General features: G+C 63.2%; 18 protein-coding genes. 7 read left to right on the top strand and 11 right to left on the bottom strand.

What is annotated here, in order from left to right; all coding sequences use genetic code 11:
• Positions 1-72: 72 nt before the first annotated feature.
• The gene (locus QZ266_RS12100; protein WP_295695517.1) at positions 73-2,880 is read right to left on the bottom strand and encodes a TonB-dependent receptor; all 2,808 of its coding nucleotides are present in this window, start codon (positions 2,878-2,880) and stop codon (positions 73-75) included.
• A gap of 239 nt (positions 2,881-3,119) precedes the next feature.
• Here QZ266_RS12100 and QZ266_RS12095 point away from each other — a divergent pair, with 239 nt between their 5' ends.
• From QZ266_RS12095 to QZ266_RS12080, 4 genes are all read left to right on the top strand, one after another.
• On the top strand, positions 3,120-4,157 hold the full coding sequence (locus QZ266_RS12095; protein WP_295695514.1) for a phytase: 1,038 nt from the start codon (positions 3,120-3,122) through the stop codon (positions 4,155-4,157).
• A 9-nt stretch (positions 4,158-4,166) separates the two neighbouring features.
• Complete coding sequence (locus QZ266_RS12090; RefSeq protein ID WP_295695512.1) at positions 4,167-4,469, top strand: hypothetical protein; 303 nt, start codon at positions 4,167-4,169, stop codon at positions 4,467-4,469.
• A gap of 44 nt (positions 4,470-4,513) precedes the next feature.
• Positions 4,514-5,626, top strand: a complete 1,113-nt coding sequence (locus tag QZ266_RS12085) for a helix-turn-helix transcriptional regulator (RefSeq protein WP_295695510.1) — start codon at positions 4,514-4,516, stop codon at positions 5,624-5,626.
• Between the two features lie 88 nt (positions 5,627-5,714).
• Positions 5,715-7,127 (top strand): amidohydrolase family protein, encoded by a 1,413-nt coding sequence (locus QZ266_RS12080; protein WP_295695508.1) that lies wholly within the window; start codon positions 5,715-5,717, stop codon positions 7,125-7,127.
• A gap of 67 nt (positions 7,128-7,194) precedes the next feature.
• On the opposite strand, the gene QZ266_RS12075 is transcribed toward QZ266_RS12080, so the two are convergent.
• The 4 genes from QZ266_RS12075 to QZ266_RS12060 all read right to left on the bottom strand — a co-directional run bounded on the left by QZ266_RS12075 (position 7,195) and on the right by QZ266_RS12060 (position 10,084).
• Positions 7,195-8,124 (bottom strand): electron transfer flavoprotein subunit alpha/FixB family protein, encoded by a 930-nt coding sequence (locus QZ266_RS12075; protein ID WP_295695506.1) that lies wholly within the window; start codon positions 8,122-8,124, stop codon positions 7,195-7,197.
• A gap of 2 nt (positions 8,125-8,126) precedes the next feature.
• Entirely contained in the window at positions 8,127-8,876 is a 750-nt protein-coding gene (locus QZ266_RS12070) for an electron transfer flavoprotein subunit beta/FixA family protein (protein WP_295695504.1), read from the bottom strand.
• Between the two features lie 294 nt (positions 8,877-9,170).
• Positions 9,171-9,722 (bottom strand): hypothetical protein, encoded by a 552-nt coding sequence (locus tag QZ266_RS12065; protein WP_295695502.1) that lies wholly within the window; start codon positions 9,720-9,722, stop codon positions 9,171-9,173.
• Positions 9,722-10,084, bottom strand: coding sequence for a PadR family transcriptional regulator (locus tag QZ266_RS12060; protein ID WP_295695501.1), 363 nt, complete (start codon positions 10,082-10,084; stop codon positions 9,722-9,724). Before QZ266_RS12060 ends, QZ266_RS12065 begins: the two co-directional genes overlap by 1 nt.
• Positions 10,085-10,200: 116 nt before the next feature.
• Here QZ266_RS12060 and QZ266_RS12055 point away from each other — a divergent pair, with 116 nt between their 5' ends.
• Positions 10,201-11,685 carry a serine hydrolase gene (locus tag QZ266_RS12055; RefSeq protein WP_295695499.1) on the top strand — a complete coding sequence of 495 codons (1,485 nt, stop codon included), beginning with the start codon at positions 10,201-10,203 and terminating at the stop codon, positions 11,683-11,685.
• Between the two features lie 73 nt (positions 11,686-11,758).
• On the opposite strand, the gene QZ266_RS12050 is transcribed toward QZ266_RS12055, so the two are convergent.
• The 3 genes from QZ266_RS12050 to QZ266_RS12040 all read right to left on the bottom strand — a co-directional run bounded on the left by QZ266_RS12050 (position 11,759) and on the right by QZ266_RS12040 (position 13,490).
• Positions 11,759-12,340: a YceI family protein gene (locus tag QZ266_RS12050; protein WP_295695497.1), complete on the bottom strand. Its 582-nt coding sequence runs from the start codon at positions 12,338-12,340 to the stop codon at positions 11,759-11,761.
• Between the two features lie 74 nt (positions 12,341-12,414).
• Positions 12,415-12,918, bottom strand: coding sequence for an NADAR family protein (locus QZ266_RS12045; RefSeq protein ID WP_295695495.1), 504 nt, complete (start codon positions 12,916-12,918; stop codon positions 12,415-12,417).
• Positions 12,915-13,490, bottom strand: coding sequence for a cob(I)yrinic acid a,c-diamide adenosyltransferase (locus QZ266_RS12040; protein WP_295695493.1), 576 nt, complete (start codon positions 13,488-13,490; stop codon positions 12,915-12,917). Before QZ266_RS12040 ends, QZ266_RS12045 begins: the two co-directional genes overlap by 4 nt.
• A gap of 47 nt (positions 13,491-13,537) precedes the next feature.
• On the opposite strand from QZ266_RS12040, the gene QZ266_RS12035 reads away from it, so the two are divergent.
• Positions 13,538-14,644, top strand: coding sequence for a serine hydrolase (locus QZ266_RS12035; protein ID WP_295695491.1), 1,107 nt, complete (start codon positions 13,538-13,540; stop codon positions 14,642-14,644).
• Between the two features lie 9 nt (positions 14,645-14,653).
• On the opposite strand, the gene QZ266_RS12030 is transcribed toward QZ266_RS12035, so the two are convergent.
• Entirely contained in the window at positions 14,654-14,860 is a 207-nt protein-coding gene (locus tag QZ266_RS12030; protein ID WP_295695489.1) for a twin transmembrane helix small protein, read from the bottom strand.
• A complete protein-coding gene (locus QZ266_RS12025) occupies positions 14,860-15,909 on the bottom strand; it encodes a Rieske 2Fe-2S domain-containing protein (RefSeq protein ID WP_295695487.1) in 1,050 nt (349 codons plus the stop codon). The genes QZ266_RS12030 and QZ266_RS12025 overlap by 1 nt, the downstream gene beginning before the upstream one ends.
• Before the next feature lie 138 nt (positions 15,910-16,047).
• Between QZ266_RS12025 and QZ266_RS12020 the strand changes: the two genes are divergently transcribed.
• Entirely contained in the window at positions 16,048-16,626 is a 579-nt protein-coding gene (locus tag QZ266_RS12020; protein WP_295695485.1) for a hypothetical protein, read from the top strand.
• Here QZ266_RS12020 and gluQRS read toward each other — a convergent pair.
• On the bottom strand, positions 16,623-17,448 hold an 826-nt coding region (gene gluQRS / locus QZ266_RS12015; RefSeq protein ID WP_295695483.1), incomplete at its 5' end, for a tRNA glutamyl-Q(34) synthetase GluQRS. The genes QZ266_RS12020 and gluQRS overlap by 4 nt on opposite strands.

Genomic DNA, 17,448 nt, shown 5'->3' with positions numbered 1-17,448 from the left:
GTCCGGAGCCAGAAAAAACGCCCCGGGCCTTGCGGTCCGGGGCGTGTTCTTCGTGGTGTGTCTGTCAGCGTCCTAGTAGGTGAAGCGGACACCGAAGACGGCAGACCAGCCGTATTCCTCAAGCTGTTCGACCCGGTCGACCCCGTCGGGGCGGGTGACCGCCTGATAGGGCTCGTCGGTGACATTCTTCAGATCACCGAAGACCTGCAGGAAATCATTGAACTCATACTTGGCCGAGAGGTCGAGCTGGGAGTGTTCGAGCACCCAGCGGTCCTCGTCCGCCCCGCCGCGGATCTCGTCGAGATATTCCGACCGGGTGGAGACAACAGCGCGCAGATCCCAGGGACCATTGTCATAGCCCAGGACCGCATTCCAGACCGTGTCGGACTGGCGCGGCAGCGGGATGATGCGGCCGTCAGCCAGCGTGGCTTCACTGTCGGAGGCGGTGAAGTTGAAACCACCGATAAAGCCCTCGACCGGCAGGAAGTCGAGCGCCTGCTGGTAGTTGAACTCGATACCGGACACTTCGGCCTGCGGCAGGTTGATGAAGGAGGAGGCCTCGTCGAAGAAGCGGCCGTTCAGCGTGATGTCCTCATAACCGACACCGCCGATGACATTCTCCAGATCCTTGAAGAAGTAGCCGAGATACACGACCGCATCATTGTTCGGATACCACTCGATGGAGACGTCGAAATTGTCGGCTTCCAGACGCTCGAGGTCCGGATTGCCGAACTCGCCCTCAACCTCGTCATCATCATTCTGTTCGACCAGGATGCGTGGGGCGAACTGGCCCGGATTGGGGCGCTGGATCGAGGCGAAATAGGCGCCGCGGACGATGACATTCTCGGTCAGTTCATAGCGGGCCAGGATGGAGGGCAGGACGTCGGTATAGTCGTCGCTGGCGCTGGTCGGCGTCACGAAAACCGTGTCCTCGGTCAGCACGACCCCGCCAACGGTGGCGTCTTCCTCGGCGAGGAAGGTCTCATAACCGCGTGCCGCCATGTCGGTCTGCTCGACGCGGACACCGCCGACGACGCGCAGCGGGCCGTTCTCGACCGAGCCCATGAGATAGCCGGCCACAACGTCTTCCTCGACGCGATAGGAGGCGCCGAAGCTGTCGATGTCGCTGTCGACCGAGACATAGTCGAGGCTGCCCAGATTGGCGAAGAAGTAGTCGCGAACGCTGGTCGGGTTCGGAACCGGGCCGATCGGGCCCTGGTCGTAAGCGACCGTGCGGGCGACGTCCGAGAGCAGGAGGCTGGTGTCATCAAAGACATCGAAGTCCAGCGCATACTTCTTGTCACGTGTGCGGGCCCGGACGCCGTACTGGATGTAGCTCGGCAGGCCGCCCAGCTCGGTATCGTGACGGATATTCAGGGTCGCCGTGTATTCGCGGTCCTGCGACAGGCCATTGGTCAGCTCATAGCCCTGGTTTTCGTACAGCGAGCTATCGAACACGCGGTCCGTCGTCGTGCCGCCGGCGAAGGTGAGTTGCGGGCGCATCGGGTCGGAGACATCAATCCCGAAGGTTTCGCCATCCTCGAATTCATAGCTGAAATCGACGTCGAGCCGGTTCGGCTCGGCTTCCTCGGCGTAGACGTAGGAGAGCGACCAGTCGACGCTGGTACCGCCATTGATCCACTCGCCACCGAAATCCGACGCGAAGATCATCTGGGTTTCCAGCCGGTCCTTCACATCGCGGTCGATTTCCATCTCATTGGCCGTGAAGACCGCGAGATTGCCCGAGGAGGCAGCGTCGTCATACTCCGCATCCTCATACTTGATCTCGACCCGGTTGCGGATCTCCTGGTCCGAGAAGTCTGACCAGGTCGTGCGGGCATAGAATGTGAGGTCGTTATTGACGCGATAGTCCAGGTTCAGGACCGCAGTCGTGCGCTCCCGCGTGACCTGGTAGTTGCGCATCTCGACTTCATTCGGGAAGGGCACGCTCTCATCGATGTCCCAGCCGCCATCAACCTCGAAACTCTCCGAGCCGAAGACGCGTTCCTGGTGCGAAAGCGAGCCGGCCACGCCGAGGCGGCCATCCATGAAGTTGTTGGCGAAATTGATCGAGCCGCGATAGCCGTATTCCTGCTCGAGATCGGAATAGAGCGAAGCGACCCGGGCGCGCACATAGAGCTGGTCGACATCGAGGCCGGACGTGGTCTCGATCTCGATATTGCCGCCGACACTATCGCCATCCATGTTCGGCAGGAGCGACTTGTTGATGACAACCGAGGACAGGACATCGGCGTCGATCACGTCGAGGCCGACCTGCCGGTCTTCCGATTCCGGCGAGGTCAGGCGCACGCCATTGATCGAGGTCGAGACCAGGTTCGGATCCAGACCGCGGATCGAGACGAAGCGTCCCTCGCCCTGGTCGTTGAGGACGTTCACACCGACCGCGCGACGGGCGGCTTCGGCGACATTCTCGTCCGGGAACTGGCCGATCGCGTCCGAGGAGAGGACGGCGATATTGCCGTCATTGGCGCGTTGACGGGAGAGGGCGGAGTTCAGCGCACCGCGCTGACCCATCACCAGGATATTGTCGACATAATCGACATCATCACCCAGCGTGATGGTCGGAGACACGGTGTCGGTCACGGTCGCCAGATTGACGCTGACTTCACGCGCATCGGCGCCGACATAGCTGACACGCAGCGTGTATTCGCCGGCGGCGAGGCCGGTGACGCGGAAAGTACCGTCGGCGCCGACCGTGGCGGTCTGGCCGGTTTCAAGGATGCGAACCGTGGCGCCTTCGAGACCGACGGTCTCGGACGCATCGGTGACGCGACCGGCGATCGTGCCGGCCTGGGCGGCGCCGGCGACCGCGAGTGCAAGCACGGAAGCCGTGCTGAGCATGGCGATGGTGGTCTTCATGGGAGTCCCCCTCACATGGACTGACGACAGCCTTGCCCGAGCGGGCAAAGTCGCGGCCTCTATGCGCGGCGATCAGCAACACGGTGATGACGCTTTGGTCTCACCTTCATGTCGTTTCTGCGAGCGTTTCGTGAAAACGGGGAATGCCGCATTTATTGTCACGGAAATGTCGCCATATAAGGGCTTGGCGCTCCATTGCCGGCGGGCTATCGCGCCTCGGCAGGAATGGGAGAGACGCCATGAAACAGCTGTTGGGACTATTGGCCGGCGCGAGCGCCCTGGCCGCGTGCAGCCAGGGTCTGCCGCCGGTCGAGATCGAGGCGGCGAGAGAAACGGCCAGCGTCGCCGGAACCGGGGATGCCGCCGATGATCCGGCAGTCTGGGTCGCCGACAATCCGGCCGACAGCCTGATATTCGGGACCGACAAGGATAACGGCATCTATGTCTACACCATGACCGGCGAGGAGCATGCCTATCTGCCCGAAGGCCGGCTCAACAATATTGACGTGCGGTATGGCTTTGATCTGGGTGACCGGGTCGTCGATATCGCCGCGGCGTCCGACCGCTCCAATGGCGGCATTGCCTTCTTCCTTATCGATCCTGCCACCCGCGACGTCTCCTATGTCGGCGCCGTGACGGTTGCGAATGTGACCGAGCCATACGGCTTCTGCCTCTACCGCTCGCCGGTCGACCAGGCACTCTATGCCTTCCTGTCAGACAAGGAGCCGGGCACATTCGTCCAGTACGCGCTCGGCTGGGACGGTGCCATGGTCACGACCGAAGAGGTGCGCCGTGTCATGCTCGGCACGATCGCCGAGGGCTGTGTCGCCGATGACCGCACCGGTCGGCTCTACATGAATGAGGAAAATGTCGGCGTGTGGACGATGGGCGCCGAACCCGGCGATCCCGCCGAACCGCAGCCGATCGCCGCCACGGATGGCCGCGAGATCACCGCTGATGCGGAGGGCGCCGCCCTCCTGCCGCAAGGCGAGACCGGCGGTTGGCTGGTCGTTTCCAGCCAGGGCGACAATACCTATGCCGTCTATGAGCTGGAAGGCCACGCCTTCGTAACCCGCCTGCAGATCGTCGATGCGGCGATTGACGGGGTCACGCACACGGACGGGCTCGACATCTCCGCCGCCAATCTCGGCCCCGACTTCCCGGCCGGTGTGCTGGTGGTCCAGGACGATGAAAACGAAACAGGCGGGCAGAATTTCAAATTTGTCGATCTGCGGGCGGTGATCGCGGCAATTGAGGCCGGTGCCGCTGAGGATTAGACAGTCTGGATGGCCTTGCTTGTTCCGGTTGTCCTGATTGCCATTCTGCTGTTTCTGGCTCTGCGTCATCGCTCCCGCGATGGCGGGCTGAGGGCCTGCCTGGCGCGCGTCGAGACCGCCCTGGTCGCGGCGGCCGCGGACGATGATGCCGGCGTCCGGCTTTCCAGCGAGGATGTCGATGCCCTGCGAGAGGCACCGGAGCATTTGTTCCGGCTGGTCGTGGCGGTGTTCGAGGGGGCGGACAAGACGGCCCGGCAACGGGCGCTGGACGCCATCTGCGAGTACCGGGAATTCCGCGGCTGGAAAGCCTGATGGTCGGCGATTGTCTTTGGCATGCTGATGGTTAGTCTCGGGCCATGACACTGTTCGCCGTCAATCTCCTGCAATTTGCCCTCATCGCGGTCGCCGGCCTGGGCGTCGCTTTGACCGTGGCTGAGCCACGCCTGCGGGCGGTGTCCGCCTTGCTGGCGGCGTCGGCGGTCTGGATGGTCTTCAATTTCCTCGAAGAGACATCGGGTTTTCGCGATATCTGGCTGGTGACACCCGCCTTCCGGCTGGCCATGCCGGCGCTGGTCTATCTGGTCGTGCGCGGCGTGATCATCGCGGGCCCGGCCCTGCGCTGGAGGGATTGGCCGCATGGAGTCCCCTTTCTGGCCGCGCTTGCGCTCACACCCCAGATCGGGCTGGTCGAACATGCGGCCCGTATCTGCCTGTTTGTCTATGCAGCGGCGGCGCTCTTGCTGGTGCGCCGATTTCACCGCGCGACCCGGGACATGCGGTCCGATGCGCGGACCATCCATCTGAACTGGATCGTCGCGATGCTCGTCTTCTATATCGTTGACGGCGTATTCGATATCCTGCGCATGGACGCGCACTGGCTGCACCCGTACTGGCCCTGGCTGGATACCCAATCAGCCTATGTCTTCCAGATCGGTGTGTCGCTGGTCTCCACCTGTGTCCTGGTCGTCCTGGCCGTACAGCAAGCGCGCCTGTTTTCGGGTCTCGATGACGGGGCCCTGGCGGCCTGGGCCGCGGGGCAGGCCTCGCCTCAACCGGCCAATGATACCGCCGCGGCCAGTGAGGCCGCGATGGCTGATTTCAGGCGCGTCGAAACCGCGGTCCGCGATGAGGCGCTGTATACCGAACCCCGGCTGACGCGGCAGGAGGTCGCCGTGGCGGCTGGCCTCACCGAGCGCGCGGTGACGCTGGCGATCAAGTCTGCCACGGGGCGGAATTTCAACGATTACATCAATTCGCTCCGGATCGAGGATGTCTGCGCGATGATGCAGGAGGATGCCGCGACGACGGCGCGCCGTCGTGTCATCGATCTCGCCTTTACGGCCGGTTTCAGTTCCAAGTCCGTTTTCAATGCCGTGTTCAAGCGCGAGACCGGGCAGACCCCATCCGTCTTCGCGGCGGCGCTGAGCCCACCGCCGGAGGGTGCGGAATCCGGTCGGGCCGGCAGCTGACGCATTCCGCACGTCCTAAATCCGGATATCGGGCGCCCCTTTCGGCCAGCCGTGATCCTGTCATCCCGTCATCAATCGGGAGACAGACATGCATCGACTCTTCATGGCCCTCGGCCTCCTTCTCGCTATCGCCGCCGCGAGCATTCTTGCCTGGGCGCAGCATCTGCCCGGGGCGATGCGGCCGGATCGGGACGCGTCCCGATCCTATCTGATCGCCAACGCCACTCTGCTGGATCCGGCGAGCGAGGCCTTGCAGGCGAACGGGCATGTCCTTGTGATCGACGGGCGGATAACCCGGGTCGGCACCGGCGCCTTGCCGGCCAGGCCGGAGGATGTGCCGCTGATCGACGCCGAAGGCCAGGTCCTGATGCCGGGCCTGATCGATGTGCATGTCCATGTTTTCGACGAGACGGAACTGGCCGCCGGTCTGGCGCAGGGTGTCACCACGGTACGGAATATGGGCGGCTTTCCCTTCCACCTGCCGCTCGCCCGGCGGATTGAACGGGGCGAGATCTACGGACCGCGACTGCTCACGACCGGTCCGATCCTCAACGAGGTTGGCGGCCGAAACGGCAATGCCCTGCATGAAGCGGTCGACGGCGCGGATGAAGCGCGGGCCAGTGTGAGACGGCAATACGCGGCCGGGTTCCGCCATCTCAAACTCTATTCCAACCTGTCGCGTGAGAGCTTCGCCGCGATCCGCGAGGAGGCCGCCGTGCTGGGCATGACCATGAGCGGGCACCCGGTCGAAGGCACCGAAGCCGATCCGGTGGATTTTGCCGCGTCGCTGGAAGCCGGGTTCCGGACGCTCGAACACACCGAGTCCATCGTCTGGTATGCGCTCAACGACCAGACGGATCCGGACGGGGTCCGCCGGCTTGCCGAACAGGTCGCCGCCTCGGGGACCATGATCGACCCGACCCTGGTCGTGCACGAGAACCTGGCCCGTATCGTCGAGACCGGGGGCGCCCATATCACCCGTCCGGCCATGGCCAGCTATAATCCGGTGATTGCCGGGTATGAGCAGGAGAATTTCGACCGCTGGGCGCGATATCCCCATGATGACCGCACGCGCATGCAGGCCTTCTATGTCGCGGTGACCGGAGCCCTGCACGAGGCCGGCGTTCCGTTGACGGTGGGGACGGATTCCGGAGTCATGGTCACACCGCATGGTGTCTCGACCGTGCGCGAGATGGAAATCCTGGTCGATGCCGGCCTGACCCCGCTCGAGTCGATCCGCTCGGCGACCCTGAACGGAGCCGAGGCGCTGGGGCTGGTCGGCGAGGTCGGTTGCCTGGCGTCGGGCTGTGCCGCGGACCTGATCCTGCTCGCGGGTGATCCGACGCAGGATATCAGCCACCTCTATGACATCGATGCGGTGATGCGCGATGGGCGCTGGCTGGACAGCGACGCCCTGGCAGCGCTCGAGGAGGCCGGACATCATCCCTCATCGCTGCGCACCTGGTGGCGACTGGGGCGTCACACCCAGGCGATCCGGTAGATTGCGACCAGGAAAAAGGCCCGGCTGAACCAGCCGGGCCTTGATCGTTTCGCAGTCGGCGATCGGCCTAGCCGAGCGCTTCGTCGAGCTCGGGCAGGGCGGTGAAGAGGTCCGCGACCAGGCCGTAATCGGCGACCTGGAAGATCGGTGCTTCCTCATCCTTGTTGATGGCGACGATGACCTTGGAGTCCTTCATGCCGGCGAGGTGCTGGATGGCACCGGAAATACCGACGGCAATATAGAGCTCGGGGGCGACGACCTTGCCGGTCTGGCCGACCTGATAGTCGTTCGGGACATAGCCGGCATCGACAGCGGCGCGCGAGGCACCGACAGCGGCGCCGAGCTTGTCAGCGATCGAGTCGAGCAGGTGGAAATTGTCACCGGACTGCATGCCGCGACCGCCAGAGATGACGATCTTGGCCGCGGTCAGTTCCGGGCGGTCCGACTTGGACAATTCCTCGGAGACGAATTCCGACTTGAACGGGCCTGACGCGGCACCGAGATCCTCGATGCTGGCCGAGCCGCCATCGCCGACCTTTTCGAAGGTCGTCGGGCGAACCGTGATCACCTTCTTGGCGTCGGAGGACTTCACCGTCATCATCGCATTGCCGGCATAGACCGGGCGGATGAAGGTGTCCGGTGCCTCGACCGCGGAGATTTCCGAGATCTGCATCACGTCGAGCTTGGCGGCGACGCGCGGCATGAAATTCTTGCCGGACGTGGTCGCAGCGGCGAGCAGGGCGTCATAATCGCTCATCAGCGGTGTGACGAGGGCGTCCATCGCTTCGGCGGTCGGCTTGGCGAGGACATCGCTCTCCGCGTGCAGCACTTTGGCAACGCCGTCGAGCTTGGCAGCCGCATCGGCCACAGCCTGGGCGTTGGAACCGGCGACGAGGACGTGGATGTCGCCACCCAGACCCTTGGCGGCGGTGACGACGGCACGGGTCGCGTCGTTCAGCGTGGCATTGTCGTGTTCGGCAATAACGAGAACCGTCATGGTCAGATCACTCCCGCTTCATTTTTCAGCTTGTCGACCAGTTCGGCGACGCTCTCGACCTTGATGCCGGCTTCGCGCTTGGGCGGCTCGGTCACCTTCACAACGGTCAGGCGCGGCGCGGTATCGACGCCATAATCAGCCGGTGTCTTGGTGTCGATCGGCTTGCGCTTGGCTTTCATGATGTTGGGCAGCGAGGCATAACGCGGCTCGTTGAGACGCAGATCGGTGGTGACCACGGCCGGCAGTGAGAGCGACAGGGTCTGCAGACCGCCATCGATTTCGCGCGTGACCTTGGCCTTGCCGTCGGCAATTTCGACTTCCGAGGCGAAGGTGCCTTGCGGCCAGTCCAGCAGTGCTGCGAGCATCTGGCCGGTCTGGTTGTTGTCGCCATCAATGGCCTGTTTGCCGAGAAGGACGATTTCCGGGCCCTCTTCGTCGACCACAGCCTTCAGGAGCTTGGCGATGGCGAGCGGTTCGGCCGCATCATCGGTCTGGATCAGAATGCCGCGATCGGCGCCCATGGCCAGGGCCGTACGGATCGTTTCCTGGGCCTGGGCCGGTCCGATGGAGACCACGATGATCTCTTCGGCCACGCCCTTTTCCTTGAGACGGATCGCTTCTTCGACCGCAATCTCACAGAAGGGGTTCATGGACATTTTGACATTCGCGAGGTCGACGCCCGTTTGGTCGGGCTTGACGCGGACCTTCACGTTGTAATCGACGACCCGTTTGACGGGGACGAGAATCTTCATGCTGGGGCTCCGGTTGGCCGCGCGCGGAACAAGGTTCGCGCACCTGACAAGAATAGGCCGGGAACCTGCCTTCGCCAGTGCGGTAAGTCAATGCATCCAGCTGGCTTACGCCTGCGTCAATTCGCAGCTACGGTATTGTCGGTATGTGGCGACGTGCTCGCGCTGTCAGGGCAGACAGCCGCCTTGGTGCGCGAGATAATGCGGGTCGTGGCGAGGTCGGTTACCCGCATTTAGACGTTTAGGTACGTTTCCCTGTCGACCGCTTTGCAGGCCGGGACCGTCGCCCGCCCGGTATCAGGGCCGCATCCAGCGTGAAACCGGCCCGGTCGGTGAGAGCGCCACGTGCCAGAGGCCGTAGAGGGCGGCGCTACCCAGTGCCGAAATCATCAGGAAGGTCGGGATGAACCAGCCGCCGAGCAGTTCCCGCGCCCCGTCCTGGGCTTCGTAAGAGAGAGTCAGAACATTATCGCCGGGATAGATGTAGAGGCCGACTGCCGCCGGGTTGAGCGCTTCCATCAAAGTCATGTGCAGCAGGATCAGGATAACGAGGCCGCTGGCCCCCATCACCATGATGGCCAGGTAATGCAGGACGATCGCGAGGGGTTTTCGCCAGGCGGGCGGCGGCGCAGCAGGAATCCCGAACCGGGTGAGGGCTTCACGCAAGCGGTCCGCCTCGTCAGGCAGTTCCAGTACGGCCATGTCTTCGGCGATATGGGCGATCGCCTCGGCTCTTGCTTCGGCGCGCTCCGGACCGGCCAGATCCCGATTGGCCCAGTCCAGTCGTCTCAGGAAATCGGCCCAGAGGCGGCGGGCTTCGCGCGTCGTAAGCTCCAGGGTCATGCGCATCAGGACGCCTCCTTTGCGGGTTGTGCCAGCAGGACTTCATCCATGCGGCGCCAGATTCCGTGCATGGCATCGAGCGTTCGATCGCCCAGTTCGGTCACCGTGTAATACTTGCGTGGCGGGCCGGTATCGTCCGCGACCCATTCGGCGGTGACGAGTCCGTCCTTCTTCATGCGCGTGAGCACCGGGTAGACCGTGCCTTCGGCCAGGTTTTCAAATCCGGGCGCTTGCTTCAGGGCCGCGACTATCTGGTAGCCATAGGCGCGCCCTGCCTTCAGGCGGGCGAGCAGCAACATCTCGAAATACCCCTTGCGAGCCTGGGAGCTCCAGCGGTCGAGAATCTCGTCCATCTCAGTCCCGGTCATGCGTTTCTGCCCCGCTGATCATGACTCCCTTCCTATGGCTTGTGTATCGGCTTAGCAAGATATATAGCAATGCATAGTAGTTGGTATCGCCAACGTAAAGGCGGGAAGGAATTGGAATGTCGCCCCTTGTGAAATTGAGAGCCGTTTTCCTGGCTGTTCTTGTTGTGAGTGCTTGCTGGTCGGCGATCGGACTCCGGCAAATCCGCAGCCTTGAGGTCGGGCGTTCCGACGCAGAAATTGCGGAGCATCTGGATGATGTTCTGGATCACGCGATGCAGCGCTATTCGATCGCCGGCGTAGCGGCCGGCGTGATCCGGGACGGCGAGATTGTCTGGCAGGCGCGTGAAGGCCGCGCGGATGATGCCGGTCTGCCGATTACGGATGCGACGGCTTTCAATCTCGGATCGATCTCCAAACCGCTGACGGTCTGGACGGTCCTCAGCCTGGCACAGGACGGGGTGATCGATCTGGACGCACCCCTGTCGACCTATGATCTGCCCTATGAGCCGGATTATGGGGAGCATGCGCCGGAAACGGTCACGGTCCGGCGCCTGCTTCAGCACACGGCGGGCACCAATCAGCCGGGCTATGGGGGCTGGGGCGCGCATGAAGAGCAGCCCGCGGATGCCGTCGATCTCAGCGAGAACTTCGCGCCCCTCCAGGTAGTCTATCAGCCCGGCGAGGTCAGGCGATATTCCGGCGGCGGCTTTGTGCTGCTGCAAATGCTGGTCGAGACAGTGACCGGGCAGGACTTCGACACCGCAGCCCGCCAGCGTGTCTTCGATCCGCTTGGCATGACAATGTCCGGCTTCGAGGCGTCAAGGCTGCCGACCGTGTCGCAGGCCTTCAATTATTATCGCCAGCCCATCGAGGACTTGCGTGATGTCGCGCTGACGGCGGCAGGCGGCTATGCCTCGGGCGGCGATCTCGAGCGTTTCCTTCTGGCGCACATGACGGGCGGCGGCGTGCTGAGCGCCGACAGCCTGGAGCAGGCCTTCGCGCCGACCGGTCCCAATCCGGGCTTCGCCATGAGCTATACGCGCTGGGAGACCCCTGCCGGAATTCTCTACGGACACGGGGGGAATAATTCTTCGTGGAACGGCCAGATCTATATCCGCCCCGAAACCGGTGACGGCTTCTATTTCCTCACCAATGCGACCTCGGGCGCACAGCTGGATTTTGATCTGAGTTGTGCCTGGCTCGGCCTGATGGACAGCGAGGCCGGTGCCGCGCGCTGCGATGAGGCGGTCTCCCTGACACGCCAGCTCGCCTGGGTGAGCTGGGGCGTCGCTGCCGTGGGCCTGTTCTGGGCCTACTGGCTTGTGGCGGGCCGTGTGGCCGGCAAGCGGGTTGTGACATTGCGGCCTGTCGGCCGGGGGCCGCTCCGCCTCAGCGGGCGCCTGTTCCTGGCCTTCCTCACCTTCGCCGCAACCCTCTTCCTGATCTGGATGTTCTGGACGAATTCGATGATGTGGCGGACGGAAACCATCTTTATCGATGAAATGCCGGTGGATGAGCTGGAAGGGTTGACGATTGCGGTGACAAGCCTGTTTGCCATTCTGACCCTGTGTCTCTGGTCCAGTCCCAGGACGCGGCGCTGAACCAGCCAAGCCATGAAAAAGGGGCCTGTCCGCCGGACAGGCCCCATAATTCTGGTTAGCTTTGCAGCCGGGCCTATTCGGCCGCGACCAGCTCGGTCGAGATGAAGAGTTCGATCTCGTCGGCGACGAAGGGGACGGCGAAGCCCATATCCCACTCCGAGCGCATCAGCGAGCCGATGGCGGTGAAGCCGAGCTTGGTTGTGCCGGAACGGGTCTCGCCGACCTGATTGAGGGTCACTTCGAGGCTGACCGGGCCCGTCATGCCATTCATGGTGAGATCGCCGGTCATGATGCCGATCTCGCCGTTCGCGGTCTCGAAGCCGGTGGCCACGAAATGCGCGGTCGGATTGACCTCGGTCTCGAAGAAGTCGCCGGAATTCAGGTGGGTGATGAAACGGTCCTGATTGGCGCCGACCCAGAAGCCGTCGATCAGGTTGAAGGTGATGTCGACGGTCGAATTGGACGGTGTTTCCAGATCCAGTGACAGGGTGCCGTCATAATCGGTGAACTGCATCGACATCGTTGAATAGCCCTGGTGATCCCAGCGGGCTTCGATGACCGTGTGCGTCTTGTCGAATTCGAAAGTCTCCGGCTCGGCCTGGGCGGCGGTGGCGGTGAGCAGGGCCGCGGAAGCGGCGAGGAAAAGGCGGGTCATGCGGTAACTCCGTATGGACTGAACTTGAGCGGCTACACTTAGGGGGTTGCGACATTTTGTCGACCGGGCTGACGTCAAGTTGATCTTTCCGCGTTGGAAAGAATGGTGCCATTCGCAATCTCGCTCCTAACGCGCATCAGGATGTAGCCCAGCAAATTTGCGCCGCGCCATTCGTTGGGAATTTGAGCGCGAGGGTCGTCCTCCGAAAGGCCAATGCCCCAGTTTAGATCTCGCGGATTGGCTTCCGCGAGTATGGCATCGCCTGTCCGCGATAGCTTCTTGGCTAGACCCGCGTTCTGTTGAAATTTGGCGCGGTTGCCCGTGTAGACAATCTCTTCACGATGACGCGTCCAAACGGCGTCGTCGAAGCCTGAGACACGACTTCCCATCAATTTCTGCTCATGAGGTTCGCTGGTAGCCATGATGCGCGCGGCCATAGCCTCGTCGCCGAAGAGGCAGGCCTTTTGTTCCATCATGAATTGTTCGGCGCATCCATAACGTTTGCCGTCCTGGATAAAGGGTGACGGATGCCATTGGCTCAAAGGGCCCCGAAGAAAGAGATAAACTTCCCGGCTCATCGATCCTTGCCCGGCACCCAGAGCACATCCGCGCGGCCTTCATCATTCGCGGTCCGGGCCATCACGAAGAGCAGGTCGGACAGGCGGTTGAGATATTTCAGGACGGCTGGATTGATCCGTGCGCCCGCGGCGATCAGGGCCGAGACCTTGCGCTCTGCGCGGCGGCAGATCGTGCGCGACAGGTGAAGCCTGGCTGCTGCGTCACGGCCGCCGGGCAGGATGAAGGAGTTGAGTGGATCGAGCCGGGCATTGAGCTGGTCGATTTCGCCCTCCAGCCAGTCGACCTGGCTTTCGGTCACGCGAAGCGGCTCGTAATCGGGTGGCGTATCGCTTTCCGGCACGCAAAGATCCGCGCCCAGATCGAACAGGTCGTTCTGGATCCGGGCCAGTGGCGCGTCGAGCGGGTCGCTGCCGTCCAGCGCGGCGCGGGCGAGGCCAAGGGAGGAATTGGTCTCGTCAACATCCCCGTAGGCGTCGACCCGGGCATCGTGTTTGACTGTCTCCGACATGTCGCCAAGCCGGGTTTTCCCGGCATCGCCGGTGCGCGTGTAGATTTTCGTGAGACGAACCATGGCGCCAGTCTTAGCGTCAGGACGGCTCGGTTGAAAGGGCGGGGAATATGCTGAAAACAATAACGGTCCTGGCGGCGAGCCTGGTCGCGCTGACACTGTCCGTCGCCGACGCCCAGGGCGGCGGAATCGAGGCTGGTGCCGACATTATCCGCGAGCGGACCGGCGCGCCGGGAATTGCCATTCTCTTCCGCCAGGGCGACGAGGTGGAGCTGGGTCTTTCCGGGGAGCGCGCGATCGATACCGAAATCGCACTTCAGCCGGACGATTTCTGGCATCTCGGCTCCAATACCAAATCCATGACGGCAACCCTGGTTGCGCGCCTTGCCGAGCAGGGTCGCGTCAGCTGGGATGACACGATCGCCCAGCATCTCGGCGGCGTGGTGGATGACATCAATCCCGCTTTTCGCGACCTGACCTTCCGCCACCTGCTCAGTCACCGCTCCGGCCTGCCGGCCAATATCGGGCCGGCGGCCATGTTCAGCTTTGTCGCCCAGGGCGCGCAGGGTGCCGACATCGCCCCTCAGCGCATCGCCTATGCGGCAATGGTGTTGTCGGGCGAGCCGGCAGCCGCGCCCGAAACGGAATTCCTCTATTCGAATGCCGGTTATGTCGTGGCCGGCGCGATGCTGGAACAGGCGACCGGCGAGGATTGGGAAGTCCTGATCCAGCGTGAGGTGTTCGAGCCCCTCGGTCTGACAAGCGCCGGCTTTGGTGCGCCGGGAAGCGCCGAGACCGTCGATCAGCCGCGCGGCCACCGGTCCGGCCTGTTCGGCCGGCGGGCGGCCCATGCGCCCGGTCCGACGGCCGACAATCCGCCGGTTCTGGGACCGGCCGGCACGGTCCACATGTCGCTCGAGGACCTGTCCCGCTATCTGGCTGTGCACATGGCCGGAGCGCGGGGTGAAGACACGGGTTTCCTCGATGCCGGATCCTGGCAAACCCTGCATACGCCGCCGTTTGGCGAGCACTATGCCATGGGCTGGGCGATCGATGGCCCCCGGCTGATACACAACGGGTCGAACACGCTTTGGCTGGTCCAGATGACGATCTGGCCGGATCGCGACCAGGCTGTGATCATTGCCGCCAATGACGGCGACACCGGGGGGCTGGGCCCCTATTTCAACCAGGCGACCCGCGAAGCCTTTGGCGAATGATCGCTACCCTCAGCCGCCGAAGTTTTCCTTCACCAGGAAGATGGCGATGATGAGCAGGACGGCGGCGAATTGCAGCGCCACACGCAGGCGCATCAGCTTGTTCGAGCGCGAGCGCGTTTTGTCGTCGGACTTGTACATGTTGAAAATGCCGAAGCCGAGCGTGATGACGACCGCCAGCATGGCGATGTAGAGCAGGCCTGTGAGGAAGGTATCCATCAGCTTCTCCAGCGCAGTTCAGCTGCGCGCACGGGGTTCTTGAAGGGTTCGCCGGTCTCGCGATGCTTGTCCCAGGCGCGCTTGAGGGCGAAATACCATTTCGCCTGCACATCGCTGTCATGGATCAGCATCAGATTGGGGTCATAGGCGAGGCCGACTTGCTGGGCGTTCACCGCATCGCGGTCCTGGCCGACAAAAATCTCGATACCCTTGCGGATCAGCGGGTTCGGCACGAGTGTTGGAAGCCAGTGATCCCAATAGACGACGATGGTGATCGCGGTTGAATTCTCATTGGTCGGCGTGACGGCTGTGAAGCCGGTGAAATGCTTGCCGCCCGCTTTCACATACTCGGTACGCAAGCCCGGGAGCTGAAAGCGGATCTCGGTCTGCGGTTCACCCATCAGCGAATAAAGATAGGAGTTCTTGGACGGGACATGCGGCAGCATCGAGAAGCCGCGCTCGACCGGGCCGAATTTCTTTGTCTTCTCGTGCACCGACTTGGCCGAACGCCACCACCATTGCCGGTGGATATAGGGGATGTGGGCCGGGTCCATCAGGCCGATCACCGCGTGATCGACATGGCAGTTGAAGATGTCGCGCACGACGAGTTTCGGTTCGTGACCCTCGGGAATGTCTAGCTTGGGCGGGTCAATCGAGGGTGCGATGTCGGCCTGGTCCTCATCCGCATACCAGATCCAGACCAGGCCCTGATCCTCATGCACCGGGAAGCGGCGGACGCGGATCTTGGTCAGATCCATGGCCTCGGCCTGGTCTTCGGTCAGCGAGGGGATGGCGGCGCAGGAGCCATCCGTGCGGAAACGCCAGCCATGATAGGGACATTCAACCTGGGTCTCGCCGTCATGATTCTGTGCCTCGCCGCCGGACAGGAGAATGCCGCGGTGGGGACAGATATCCTTGAGGGCATAGGCCTTGCCGTCATGGTCGCGGCCGAACAGGATCGGCTGGCCCAGCAGCTCGCGGTGGAGGTGCTGGCCCGGCTTGAGCTCGCTCGACAAGGCGCCGAAATACCACAGGTCTTTGACAAACATGATCGCCACATAGCGCGTTGCGAGGCGCCTGCCTAGCGTCAGCACGGCATCACAAGTGCGGCATATGGCCTTGTTCAACCCGTGCAGGGGCGGCTAGTCTGCCTGGACGCAGAGGGGGCGCGTTGAAGGAAAACGCGCATGCGCACGAGACGACCAACACATCTGTTCCGTCCGGTCCCGGTCCAGGTCTTCGGCCTTGCCGCTGTCCTTGCCGGTGTCCTGGCCCTGTCCGCCTGTTCGCGCGATCCCGCGCCCTTGCCGGACGAGGCACGTTTGCCGGCGGCCGCGCTGTCGGCGTTTCAACGCCATCTTCGAACCATGAGCGAGGGCGATCTGACCTGCCCGGACGCGGCCATCGACGGAGCGCCCAGAGTCAGTGCCTATCTCAATGCGGACAGCCGGCCGGACTATGCCATCGCGACCCAGGATCTCGATTGCGAGAGCCAGATCAGTTCATCCGTCGCTTATTTCTGCGGTGGTTCGATCTGCGCCTTTCCGGCCCTGATCTCGCAGGGCGAGGACTACCGGGTCGTCTGGCTGATGTCCGGCAATGAGATCGAAGCCCAGTCGCACTACCGCGAGGAGCGCTTTGTCGTGCGCCAGCTCTCCTATGCCGGTTCGCGCGGCAGCGCGGTTCTGGTGCGGGAATACACCTGGATTGACGGGGCCTTGCGGCGCGTCGCCGAGCGTGAGGAAGTGGCCGAGCGGCAGCGCTAGCCCGCAAATCGTGACAAAAGCGCGTCCGGCGTGACACCGTTTTCGCGCAGCGCTTTCAGCGTCGCCGACTTGTTGCGCTTGGCAAAGCGCTCGCCCGTCTCATCGAGCAGGAGGCGGTGATGCCGATAGACCGGTGTCGGCAGGTCGAGCAGGGTCTGGAGGAGGACATGCAGCGGCGTCATCTCGCGTAAATCCTCCCCACGGATGACATGGCTGATGCCCTGCAACGCATCATCATGCACGACCGCGATGTGATAGCTGGTGCCGACATCCTTGCGCGCCAGGATGACATCGCCCAGCGGGTCCGGATCGACGACCTGCGCGCCCCTGCCATCCTCGAAATAGCGCATGGCGGCAAAGCGCGGTCCCAGCGCGTCGCGGCTCCGCGCCAGTGACAGGCGCCAGGCATAGGCGTCTCCGGCCTCTATCCGGCTGGCTTCCTCGTCCGCGCTTATCGGCGTGACAGGGCCCCGATAAACCTCGCCCGGCCCGTGCGGGGCGCGGGCAATATCCTCCATGATTTCGCGTCGCGTCTTGAAACAGCGATAGACAACGCCCAGCGCGCACAGCCGTTCGAGCACACGCGCATAGTCCGCAAAATGCTCCGACTGCCGCCGCACCGGCTCCTCCCAGTCCAGCCCCAGCCAGATCAGGTCGTCCAGGACAACTTGCTCGAATTCCTGCTTGCAGCGAACGGTATCGATATCCTCCATCCGCAGGATAAACCGCCCCTCCGCCTCCACCGCAGCCTGAAACGCCGTCCAGGCCGAGAAGGCGTGACCGATATGAAGATGCCCTGTCGGGGACGGCGCGAAGCGGGTG

Source organism: uncultured Maricaulis sp. (assembly GCF_905480005.1).
GTDB lineage: Bacteria > Pseudomonadota > Alphaproteobacteria > Caulobacterales > Maricaulaceae > Maricaulis.
This window is presented reverse-complemented; position numbering and strand designations above follow the sequence as displayed.